Origin of the sequence: Luteimonas sp. S4-F44, assembly GCF_022637415.1 — a bacterium.
Taxonomy (GTDB): Bacteria; Pseudomonadota; Gammaproteobacteria; order Xanthomonadales; family Xanthomonadaceae; genus Luteimonas.
Genome location: NZ_CP093340.1, coordinates 431,151 through 442,415, shown reverse-complemented (window position 1 = coordinate 442,415; position 11,265 = coordinate 431,151). Strand labels below are relative to the sequence as shown.

Sequence of the window (11,265 nt, the reverse complement as noted above, 5' to 3'; positions counted from 1 at the left end):
GGCTTCTTGGATGAATGCGCCGTTGTTGTGTGACTTCTGTCACAGCGGCGTCTCAGAGGCTCGCGTACACCTCTTCGGTCCCCACGCCGGCCCCGCTGTTACGCGCAGCCGCCGCCCGGAACCGACTCGCTGACGTGCCGTGATGGGCCTTGAACGCGCGGGCGAAGCTGCAGCAGTTGTCGAAACCGGTCGCGGCTGCGACCTCGCCGACCATCATCGAGGTCGTCCGCAGCAGATGACCGGCCCGCTCGAGCCTCAGGCGCACCGAAAGCGCCTGGGGGCTTTCGTCGTACAGCGCGTGGAACGCCTTGGAGAAGTACCAGCTTGAGAAGCTGGTCAGATCCGCCAGCTCGCTGATACGCACGACGCGGTCGCTATGCCCTTCCAGATAAAGCCGGGCGCGCTGCATGCGGCCGAAGACCTGCCGCTTGCGATTGCGCGAACGTCCCGGACAACGCCGTGCGCGAGCGGCCAGGTCGCGCTGCACGATCGCCAGTTGCAGCAGCAGCGGCCGTACGCTGAGCCGGTCGCCCGCGCCGCGCTGGGCTTCGCGCCACAGGCGGAGCAGCCCACGCACCTCCCGCGACGACACCCGCCCGCGGCCGGCGTACAAGCCACCGTCATCGAGCGCTTGCAGTTCAGCCAGCGCGCGCGCATCGAGCGCCAAGCCGATGCAAATGCCCTGCGGCCCGGTCTGGATCAGCGGCGCGGACTCTTTCTCGAACGCCATCCAGTCGCCGCAGCGCATGCGAAAACGGCCCTCGCGCGACTCGATCCAGCCATCCCCGCGGACCTGCACCCAGATGCTGAATGCAGGCGCGGTCACCTGCACCACCCCCAACCGCGACGCGCCGACGCACTGGGCCGACGCCGAAAGCTGATCGAACTGCAGCAGATGACCGCGCTGCGACCACAGGACAGAGGACATGCGAACACGCCTGACAGGAAAGGGGCGGCCTTTTTGCCACGCCTCCTCTCGGCTTGCCTGACGGCGCGGCTAAACTTTGCCGAATTCGTCCCGTCTTTTTTCCGAAAGCATTACGACATCTTTCTCCTCAATGCAATCAAGAATTTGGCGAGCAAGCTGCGCTCATCATTCGACGCGACCGGCATCGCCATGACCCCGATATCGGTGCCATCGTCGACTGCAATCGAGACCAGCCAGCCCTGGCGATGGCCACTGAATCCGTTGACCGTGCTGCGATTGGATGCATCAAGGCAATGTTCGTCTTGCCGCTCCAAGCCGCCATCGCCGATCACGAACCGGGTCATCCTGCTGCGGCAATCGCTGTCGCTGTCGAGATAGGACAGTTGCCCGTCGGAAGTCAGCGCCCAACTGCGGTAGCGCCAGCGTGAGGGGACGTCCGCGCTGAGCCGCTGCGGCTGCGCCAGATCGGCCGTCGCGCTCCAGATGCCGTTGCCGTCGAGGCGGGTGTAGAGCACCCGGCCGCGTTGCGGATCGAATTGGACGTGCGAGACGCCATCCAGCCGCCCGCGCACGCGCCAGCTGCGATCGTAGGCCACCAAGGCCGTCCGCCCCTCGCGCTCCTCCTCGATCACGAACAGCGCCCCATCCTCACCGTAGACCGCCTGCAGGGGATGGGCGGCGGGTACCGGAAGCGCCGTCACGGTCCCCGATGCCGGCTCGATCTCGACGATTCCAGGACGCCCATGCGCATCCAGCGCCGAGATCAGCACGCGGCGGCTGTCGTCCGACCACACCGGCGGCTGCCGCGTGTCGGGACGGACTCCCGGGATCGATCGCAGCGAATCGGAGCGCTCCAGGTCGGCCCACCACAACTCCGAGCTGCCCGAGCGATCGGACGTGAACACCAATTGCCGGCCATCCGGCGCCACGACCGGCTGCGTGTCGCGTCCCGACGACGCGAACAAGCGTTCGCGATGCCCGGAGACGGCATCGATCCGGTTGAGCGCGAATTGCGGTTGCCGATGCACGAACGCGACCATGTCCGCATTGCGTGCGATCGCCGGCATTTGCGCGTCCTCGATGCCCAGATCCGAGATCGTGCCGGTGCCCAGGTCAAACCGGTGCAGGCGGGTCTCGCTGTCGATCCTGCGGCCGTAGACCAGCGACTGGCCATCGGACGTCCAACTCAGACCGCGAAACTCTGCGCCCAGTTGGGTCAACTGCTCGGCCTCGCCCCCATCGACGGGAATCCGCCACAGATCGCCGAGCTGCGGATTGCGCACGAACGCGATCCAACGCCCATCAGGCGAAACCTTCGGCAGATAGTCGATATCGCCAGGCGAGGCCGGATAGCGGATCGCACGCCACTGCCCCGTCGCCAGGTCAAGCACGCGCACGCCCGCACCGTCGAGGCTGCCAGTCATGGTGCCGAACAACAGCCCGCTGCCGTCGGGCAGCCAATCGAAGCTCAGCAACTCGCTGCCATCGCAACGGGCGATCTCGCGCGCCTGACCGACGACCGCGACGGCAGCCAGCATGATGCGGCAACCACCTGCATCGTCCCACCGCGCGAACGCGATGCGTTCGCCATCAGGCGACCAGACCGGCAGATCGTCGCGCTCGCCGACCGCAGGGATCGAGAGTGCATGGGGCGCGCTGCCGGTCGTCGCCTGGACGAGGATCGACTGACCGGGCAACGGCGTCCCGTCGTGCAGCGTGCGGGCCGAGTAAGCGACCTGGCTGGCATCGGGAGACAGGCTTGGGGACAGCTCGAACCCGGCGGCCGAGGTCACCAGCCGATAGGGTTTGCCCTGGACGACCGCGGTCGCATCGGTGGACGCAGGTCTCGAGCCGGAGATCTGAGGCGCCAACAACATCAGGCTCACCAGGCCGATCGCCACCAGCGCGACCACCGCACCGGCCCACCAAGCCGCATGTCCGGACGCCGACGCCGAACCGGGCACTGCCGCAACCTCTGCCGTCGACGGAAAACGGGCCGAAGAAGACGCCGGTGCCGGATGCGCCACCGGCGATGCATCACTCGATATCGGCGACGCTGGAGATACGTGCCCCGGTGGGGGGGTCTCTAGAGAGACATGCTCCAGAGCGGGGGGCTCTAGCACCGAGACCGGCACCGTTAGCCGATAGCCGCTCTTGGCGATGGTTTCGATGTAGCGCCGTCCCTCGGCCGCGCCAACGTCACCTTGACCGAAGGCCTTGCGCAACTGCGTGATCGCCTGCGTCAGCACGTCGTCGGTCGGCATCGTGTCGGGCCAGGCTTCGGCCAACAGATCGTTGCGCGAAAACACTGCGCCAGGACTACGCGCAAGCACACGCAGCACCGCCACCGCTTTCGGTGTCACACGGACGCTGCGCCGCGCACCCAGCATCTCGATCTCGCGGGTGGCGAAATCCACCACGCCCGCGCCAACGCGAAGGCGTTGCGGGGAAGCGACCTCCTCCACGTGGCGTGACACGGTCATGCTGCGATCCAAACGGCGTGGGCGCCAAGCCTAGTCAACGTCAGCTGAACACAGCACGATCCGGCGCCAGATCCGGCAAAGCGGACGAGCGCAACACGACAGTGCCGCCAGGGGCATGCTCGGATGCAATCTGCAGCCGCCTACACTCCCCGGTTCCCGAATCCGCGAGAAGACCACGTCCCTGGGGGCCGCATCGAGGCGATCCAGCGCAAGCCCGCTATGGTCCGCGCCGGGATGGCGGCTTGGTCGCGCGATTTCTGAATGGGACTTCTTCGTAGACAAGCTCCATTCCCCATTGCAACCCAACCAGGCTCCGGAACCCTCATGACACAAGCCAAGACCGCCACCCCGTGCAACGGCGTGTCGCTCCCTGAACGCATCGTTCCCTTTCCGACGTCGATCAGCGCGCAGGCGATGGCCGCAATGCAGCGCTTGGTCACGCCCCAGGGCGCGCCGGTGAATGCGCTGATGCGTCTGCCCGCAGCGGAGGATGACGCCGCCTGGCAAGCCCTCAAGGACCAGGTGAATCGTCAGTATGAGGCCGCCATGACAGGCCTCGCCGAGCACCTGGACGCCGGTTTCGAGACCTTGACTCTTGGCGAGACCGAGATCCATGTCGCCACGCCTGACGCGTCGGCGCACCCCGAGCGCGCTTGCATCGATCTGCACGGCGGCGCCCTTCTGTTCGGTGGTGGCGAGGCCTGCCGCATCAGTGCGCAGCAACAGGCGGACCGCTACGGTGTCCGCTGCTATGGCGTGGACTACCGCTTGCCGCCCGCACATCCCTACCCTGCCGCGCTGGACGATTGTCTGACGGCCTATCGGCATGTGCTGACCCAGCACGCGTCCGCCGATATCGTCCTCATCGGGCGTTCGGCGGGCGGCAACCTCGCCCTGGCGATGCTCTTGCGCGGACGCGATGAAGGCCTGCCGATGCCCGGCGGCCTGGTGCTGCTGTCGCCGGAAGTCGACCTGACCGAATCCGGCGACAGCTTTCACACCAATCGCGATGTGGATGTGATGCTTCCGGTCCCGCTGATGCCGATCAACCGGCTCTATGCCGGAGGCGCGGACCTCGGTCATCCCTATCTGTCCCCCTTGTTCGGCCAGTTCGACGGACTGCCGCCGACCTTCCTGCAAACAGGGACCCGTGACCTGTTCCTCTCCAACGCGGCACGCCTGCACCGGGCGCTGGTCCGTGCCAAGATCCCGGTCGAGTTCTATCTCGGAGAAGGCATGCCCCATGGCGGCTTCATGGGCGGAACGCCGGAGGATGAAGACATGGCGCAGGAGATCCGAGTTTTCATCGAGGCCCGCTGGCAGACGCCCAGCTCCTGACCGGCTGCGGCCGCACACACAAACAAAGAAGCGGGCCATCGGCCCGCTTCGTTCGTCTCCCGCGTCGGCCGCCTACAGCGCTTGGCTGCGCGCGCCGGCCTGGTGCGGATAGTTGGCGAAAATCTCGGCGATCGTCGAATAGATCCGCTGCTCGCGCTGTTCGGGCTTGAGATTGGCGACGCGTCCGACCGCGATGCCCTCCCACACCAGGCGCTTCTGCCGGGCGTCCACCAGGTCCACATTCATCGTGCCTTCGGTGTAGCGGTAGACGCTGGTACGCTCGTTCCAGTAGGGCATCGCGAAATAACCGCGGTAGCGATAGCTGTAGTAATAGGCATAGTCGACGGTCGGATAGCTGCTGACATCGGTCCGACGCTCCATGTAGGCGTTGATGTTCACCCACAGGTCCGGATCAGTCTCGCTGTAGCGGTAGCCGCGGCGCTCCATCTCCGCGCGCACGGCCGCCTTGGTCACTTCACTGGTCTGAGTCTCGTAGCCCTCCTTCTCGATCGCCAGCGGCGTATAGAACGACCAAGTGCGGTAGGCCGAGAAATCCGCCCGCGGATCGGCCTCGGTGGTGATGCGCGGTCCGGTCGCGCAGCCGGCGAGCAGGGCAAGGCCGCACAAGGCCACCAGCCAAGCGGCCACGCGGGAGGTCGAGGTCTTCATCTTGGGGTCTCCCTGTTGACGGGTGGATCGTGACGCGCTGCCACGATACCGATCCTGAACATACACCGCGCGCCGTCGAGCGGATGCGACGGCCGCAAGACACGTGCCTGCGGCCGTCGGCCGCCCTCATTGCGGACGGTAAACCTCGGCCCCTTGCGCAAGGAACTCCGCCGACTTCTCGGCCAGGCCGGTCGCCAACGCCTGGGCGTCCGCCACCCCGTGCTCGGCGGCGTAGTCGCGCACGTCCTGGGTGATCTTCATCGAGCAGAAATGCGGCCCGCACATCGAACAGAAATGGGCCGCCTTGTGGGCGTCCTTGGGCAGGGTCTCATCGTGAAAGGCCTCCGCCTTCTCCGGGTCGAGCCCCAGGTGGAACTGGTCCTGCCAGCGGAACTCGAACCGGGCCTTGCTCAGCGCGTTGTCGCGCACCTGCGCACCCGGGTGGCCCTTGGCCAGATCAGCGGCATGCGCGGCGATCTTGTAGGCCATGATCCCATCACGCACGTCCTCGCGGTTGGGCAGGCCCAGATGCTCCTTGGGCGTCACGTAGCACAGCATCGCCGTGCCGTACCAACCGATCATCGCCGCACCGATCGCGCTGGTGATGTGGTCGTAGCCCGGCGCGATGTCGGTGGTCAGTGGCCCCAGCGTGTAGAACGGTGCCTCGCCGCACTCGCGCAGCTGCTTGTCCATGTTCTCCTTGATCAGCTGCATCGGCACGTGGCCGGGCCCCTCGATCATCGTCTGGACATCGTGCTTCCAGGCCACCTTCGTCAGCTCGCCCAGTGTCTCCAGCTCGCCGAACTGCGCCGCATCGTTGGCGTCGGCGATGCAGCCCGGGCGCAGGCCATCGCCGAGCGAGAACGCGACGTCGTAGGCTTTCATGATCTCGCAGATGTCTTCGAAGTGTTCGAACAGGAAGCTCTCGCGATGATGTGCCAGGCACCACTTGGCCATGATCGAGCCGCCTCTGGACACGATGCCGGTGACGCGCTTCGCGGTCAGCGGCACGTAGCGCAGCAGCACGCCGGCATGGATGGTGAAGTAGTCCACGCCCTGCTCGGCCTGCTCGATCAGGGTGTCGCGGAAGATCTCCCAGGTCAGCTCCTCGGCGCGGCCGTCCACTTTTTCCAGCGCTTGGTAGATCGGCACGGTGCCGATCGGAACCGGCGAATTGCGCACGATCCACTCGCGGGTCTCGTGGATGTGCTTGCCAGTCGACAGGTCCATGACCGTGTCGCCGCCCCAGCGGATCGCCCAGACCAGTTTCTCGACCTCTTCGGCGATGCCCGACGACACCGCGCTGTTGCCGATATTGGCGTTGATCTTGGTCAGGAAGTTGCGGCCGATAATCATCGGCTCGCTCTCGGGATGGTTGATGTTGTTGGGCAGGATTGCGCGGCCGCGCGCGATCTCGTCGCGCACGAACTCAGGCGTGATCGACGGCTGGATGCTCGCGCCGAAGGCCTGACCGGGATGCTGGCTGCGCAGCATCGCATCGCGCACCAGCTCCAGGCGCTGATTCTCACGGATCGCGACGTACTCCATCTCCGGCGTGATGATGCCGCGGCGCGCGTAATGCATCTGGGTCACGTTGGCGCCGGACCTGGCCACGCGCGGCTGCGCACGCGACGGAAAACGCACGCCATCGAGCCGGGGATCATGCTCGCGCGCCCGCCCGAAGCTCGACGACAGCCCGGGCAGGACCTCGGTGTCGCCGCGCTCGGCGATCCAGGCCGCACGCAGCGGTGCAAGGCCCGCGGCCAGATCGATCTTCACGTCCGGATCGGTGTAGGGGCCCGATGGGTCGTAGACGGTGACCGGCGGATTGTCCTCGCCGCCGAACAACGTGGGCGTGCGCGTCAGTGCGATCTCGCGCATCGCCACGCGCAGGTCCGGGCGCGAGCCCTGGACGTGGATCTTGCGCGAACCGGGAATGGGTCGGGTCACCGAGTCGGAGAGTTGCTGGGCCTGCTGCAACAGGCTGGCGGGCTGGGCGTTCATGGCGTTCGTCCTGTTGGATGCCGCACCTCAAGGTGCGGGCGTCGCCTGCGAGGGATTCGCAAGGCGGGACGAAGCGGCGGCGCGCCCGGACCGCGTGCCGCCTGCACGCCTGCGCGCGCTGTCGGTCCGGGGGCCGGCTGCGAAGCTTCCCTACGCCGGTATCAACCGGATCAGGTTCGAAGGGACTGTCTCAACCGACTGGTGTCGGTACCCCCGCTTCGGGGCCGATTAGACCACGAAGCCGATGGACGCCCAAGGGGCGCCGCCGGTGACGTGGGCCGCGCAGCGCGTTCCCACCCGTGGGCGACTTAGAGAATGCCGAATCGTCATTTGCCACGCCGGGCCCGGCGTCCTATCACCGTCGATGGGGAGACACCGCACCACACGATCAGGGGAAGGCCATGACACAGCACCACACCCGCGCGCGCCGGCGATCGGCGCTTCCGCCCACATTGCTCGCCGCCGCGCTCGGACTGGTACTGCTCGGCAGCGAGGCCGCCGCGCAGTCCAATGCGACCGGCAATATCCTCGGCACGACCGGAACCCCGGGCGATACCGTCACGATTCGCAACCTCGACACCGGGACCGTGCGCACGCTGACCACCGATGCAACTGGCCGCTACCGGGCGGCGTCGCTGCCGGTCGGCCGCTACCGCGTCACGCTCGAGCGAGGCGGCGAGGTCGTCGCGACGCGTGATGACGTTGCCGTCCTGCTGGGCGGCGGCGCGGACGTTTCGTTCGCGGCGAGCGCCGCGGTCGACCTCGACCGCGTGCGCGTAATCGGTATCGCGGGGCCGACGATCGACGTCTCGCAGGTCGACTCACGCACGGTCTTCACCGGCGAGGATCTGGAGAAACTCACCGTCGGTCGCGACCTCGGGGCGCTGGCGCTGCTCGCGCCCGGCGCCGTGGCCGGCGATTCGCGGTACCAGGGCGCGCGCGGCTTCAGCAACGTCGCCTCATTCGGCGGCGCGTCGGCGTCCGAGAATGCCTATTACATCAACGGCTACGCGGTGACCAACCCGTACACCGCGCTGGGCTCGACGACGTTGCCCTTTGGCGGGATCGCGCAGTACCAGGCGATCACCGGCGGCTACAGCGCCGAGTTCGGCCGCGCCACTGGCGGTGTGGTGAACATCGTCACCAAGAGCGGCACCAATGCATGGACGTTCGGTGGACAGGTCGTCTGGAATCCAGACGCAGGCCGCGGTGACCGCCGCAACATCTACTATCCTGACGGCACCGGTGTGGCCGACTACGAGGGCCGTCTCTACCAGGATCGCGCGCGTTACTACGAGAACGAGGCGTTGACCTACGCCGCCTATGTCGGTGGCCCGATCGTCGAGGACCGGTTGTTCTTCTACGCAGCCGGCGAGTTCACCGAACAGGAGATCACGGCACTCGAGCCCGACACCTCCACCGCGACGCAGACCGGCCATCGCAACTACGACTACGACATCCCGCGCTGGCTGGCGAAGATCGACTGGTACGTCAACGACGACCATCGCCTGGAACTGACGGCGATCTCGGACGTCACCAAGCAGACCGACGTCTACCACGGCTATCGCTACACCACGGGCGAGATCGACCGCAGTAGGACCTCCGGCTACTACTACGAGGACGGCGGCGAGCTCTACATCGGCAAGTACACCGGCAACCTGACCGACAACCTGACACTGACCGCGCTCTACGGACAGCAGAAGCAGGATCACATCGTGATCCAGAGTGGGCTCAATCCCGATCCGAACGCTGTCTATGTCTCCGATACCCGCACCAACGTGCCGCCCGAGCAACGCTTCGGCAACAGCCAGCAGCCGTTCTCGACCACCGCCTGGCCCGACCAGTACGACAAGACCGACGGCTACCGGCTCGACCTCGAATGGCGGCTGGGCGACCATGACGTCCGCGTCGGCCTCGACCATCAGGACCTGGAAGTGCGCCGCGGCACCGCGTCCACGGGCCCAGGGCATTCGTGGTCGTACGCCTGGGCAGCGCCGGGTACGGTACTGAGCGGCGGCGCCGTGGCGCCGGCAGGTGGCGAGTACGTCGTGCGCAGCGTCACCCGCCAGGGCGGCACCTTCAGCGTCGAGCAGTCGGCGCAGTACATCGAGGACCGCTGGCAGGTCAACGACCGCCTGCTGTTGTCGCTGGGCCTGCGCAACGAGCAGTTCACCAATTACAACAGCCAGGGCGAGGCGTTCATCTCCCAACGCCACCAGCTGGCGCCGCGACTGGGCCTGGCATGGGACGTCCACGGCGACTCGTCGCTGAAGGTCTTCGCCAACGCCGGCCGCTACCATCTGGCGCTGCCCAACCGCACCGCCTATCGGCAAGCGCTGCCGTCGCTCAGCACATCCGAGTACTTCGCGTTCGACAGCATCGACCCGGTCACCGGCGTGCCGCAGGGATTGACGCCGATCGGTCGCGGGCCGTTCTCGCCGAACAACGAGTACGGACAGGCCAAGAACCCGGATGCCGTCGCCGCCAAGGACATCAAGTCGCATTACCAGGACGAGCTGGTGGTGGGCTTCGAGAAGCGGCTGGGCGAGAGCTGGAACCTAGGCACCCGCTTCGTCTACCGCGACCTCAAGAGTGCGATCGAGGACTTCTGCGACATCCGTGGCGCCGTCGCCTGGGCCGAGGCCAACGGCGTGGATCCCGGCTTCACGTTCGATGCGGCCGGCAACCGGACCGGCTTCGTGCCGGGCGGCATCGTCGACAACTTCGCCAACTGCCGGCTGTTCAATCCCGGCGAAAACAACACCTTCCGCGCGATCGACGCCGACGGCAACGTCACCGAGGTGCCGCTGTCGGCGCAGGCGCTCGGCTTCGAGAAGCTCAAGCGCCGCTACTTGGGACTGAACCTGTTCCTCGAAGGCCGCGTGGGCGAGCGCTTGTCCGGCAAGCTCGACTACACCTGGTCGCACAACTACGGCAACGCCGAAGGCCAACTGCTGTCCGACCTCGGCCAGTCCGACGTCTCCGCCACGCAGACCTACGACTTCCCGGAACTGGGCTACAACGCCTACGGCAACCTGCCCAACGACCGGCGCCACTATCTGCGCGCGTTCGGTCACTACCAGCTCGGGCCGCAATGGCGGGTGTCGGCCACGCTGACCCATGCCTCGGGCCGGCCGCTGAACAAACTCGGGCGACTGCCCGCCGACGAGGTCGACGATCCGTACTTCTACGATTTCATTTACTACAACGGGCCTTACTACTTCTACGTCGACGGCGAACCATCCCCACGCGGCAGCGCCGGCACCCTGCCCTGGACCACCCAGCTCGACCTCGGCCTGACCTGGCAGCCGCGCTTCGCACAGGGCCGGCTGCAGGTGCGCGGCGACGTGTTCAACGTCTTCGACAGCCAGACCGTGCAGAACGTCATCGAGTACTGGGAGCACCCGAGCCCGGGCACGATCTACAACCAGGCCCACCGTGCGGTGAGCTACCAGTCGCCGCGCGCATTCCGTTTCCAGGTCCGCTACGACTACTGAGCCCGGACCGTCGACCCCGCGGCCCGCGGGCCGCGGGTGTCCACCACGCGAACCGTTTCGCCGAAAACCATTGACAGCGCGCGCGACGGCGTGGTGTGCTGCGGGCATGATGCATCGCACCAACACCGCCGCCCTGCCGACGACCGCCACCCGCGCGGCCGCAGGCACGCGCGCGGCGGCAGCGACCATCACGACGATCGTCGGCATTACCGGCACCGGTACCACCGGGACCGGGATGTGGACGCGCGCCGCCAGTTGACCTGACCGCCCGCTCCGCATCCCCTCCCGGGATGCGGACGCCACGTCCCGCCCGACCGTGATGCGGAGCCCCTTTTCCAGGAGCTCT

General features: G+C 66.9%; 7 protein-coding genes and 1 riboswitch. Of the genes, 3 read left to right on the top strand and 4 right to left on the bottom strand.

Going from position 1 to position 11,265, the window contains the following annotated elements; all coding sequences use genetic code 11:
* Positions 1–52: 52 nt before the first annotated feature.
* Both MNO14_RS01990 and MNO14_RS01985 read right to left on the bottom strand, forming a co-directional pair.
* The gene (locus MNO14_RS01990; protein WP_343226406.1) at positions 53–928 is read right to left on the bottom strand and encodes a helix-turn-helix domain-containing protein; all 876 of its coding nucleotides are present in this window, start codon (positions 926–928) and stop codon (positions 53–55) included.
* A 110-nt stretch (positions 929–1,038) separates the two neighbouring features.
* Positions 1,039–3,411 (bottom strand): winged helix-turn-helix domain-containing protein, encoded by a 2,373-nt coding sequence (locus MNO14_RS01985; RefSeq protein ID WP_241945143.1) that lies wholly within the window; start codon positions 3,409–3,411, stop codon positions 1,039–1,041.
* A 324-nt stretch (positions 3,412–3,735) separates the two neighbouring features.
* Here MNO14_RS01985 and MNO14_RS01980 point away from each other — a divergent pair, with 324 nt between their 5' ends.
* Positions 3,736–4,749: an alpha/beta hydrolase gene (locus MNO14_RS01980; RefSeq protein WP_241945142.1), complete on the top strand. Its 1,014-nt coding sequence runs from the start codon at positions 3,736–3,738 to the stop codon at positions 4,747–4,749.
* Between the two features lie 72 nt (positions 4,750–4,821).
* Here MNO14_RS01980 and MNO14_RS01975 read toward each other — a convergent pair whose 3' ends face one another.
* Complete coding sequence (locus MNO14_RS01975; protein ID WP_241945141.1) at positions 4,822–5,418, bottom strand: DUF4136 domain-containing protein; 597 nt, start codon at positions 5,416–5,418, stop codon at positions 4,822–4,824.
* 126 nt (positions 5,419–5,544) lie between these two features.
* Positions 5,545–7,422: a phosphomethylpyrimidine synthase ThiC gene (gene thiC / locus MNO14_RS01970; RefSeq protein WP_241945140.1), complete on the bottom strand. Its 1,878-nt coding sequence runs from the start codon at positions 7,420–7,422 to the stop codon at positions 5,545–5,547.
* Positions 7,423–7,551: 129 nt separating this feature from the next.
* Positions 7,552–7,647: riboswitch (TPP riboswitch) on the bottom strand.
* A gap of 176 nt (positions 7,648–7,823) precedes the next feature.
* On the opposite strand from thiC, the gene MNO14_RS01965 reads away from it, so the two are divergent.
* Positions 7,824–10,919, top strand: coding sequence for a carboxypeptidase regulatory-like domain-containing protein (locus MNO14_RS01965; RefSeq protein ID WP_241945139.1), 3,096 nt, complete (start codon positions 7,824–7,826; stop codon positions 10,917–10,919).
* A 106-nt stretch (positions 10,920–11,025) separates the two neighbouring features.
* Positions 11,026–11,178, top strand: coding sequence for a hypothetical protein (locus MNO14_RS01960; protein ID WP_241945138.1), 153 nt, complete (start codon positions 11,026–11,028; stop codon positions 11,176–11,178).
* Positions 11,179–11,265: the final 87 nt, after the last annotated feature.